1 pseudogene is annotated in these 405 nt (G+C 79.3%); it reads left to right on the top strand.

From position 1 onward, the window contains the following. Positions 1-262: pseudogene (locus ACFXA3_RS12435) on the top strand (cell division protein DivIVA); the annotation flags it as partial. Positions 263-405: the final 143 nt, after the last annotated feature.

Here is a 405-nt window from a genome sequence, read left to right as displayed (position 1 = left end):
GACCCCCCCCCCCTCCATGCCCACGCCCTCCCCCATGGGCCACTCGATGAGCAACCCGTCCATGGGTGCCCCGTCGCCCATGGGTGGTCCCTCGCCGATGGGTGGCCCGTCCCCGATGGGCGGCCCCTCGTACGGTGGCCAGCAGCAGATGTCTCCCGCGATGACCCAGCCGATGGCTCCGGTGCGGCCGGCCGCGCCGCAGCCGATGCAGCAGGCGCCGTCGCCGATGCGGGGCTTCCTGATCGACGAGGACGACAACTAAGCGGCTCGCCCCACGGGCGGCGTCAGCAGTCACGGGCCGGGGCCCGGTGCCCGTGGGGGGGGCCGGGGCCCGGCCGGTAGGGGGGCCCCCCCGCCGCGCGCCCCCCCGGGCGCCCGCCCCCCCCCCCGGCGTGGCGGCGCGGC

It is taken from the genome of Streptomyces sp. NPDC059456 (assembly GCF_042750055.1).
GTDB lineage: Bacteria > Actinomycetota > Actinomycetes > Streptomycetales > Streptomycetaceae > Streptomyces.
The sequence above is the reverse complement of the archived record's forward strand: the minus strand, read 5'-3'. Positions and strand labels throughout refer to the sequence as shown.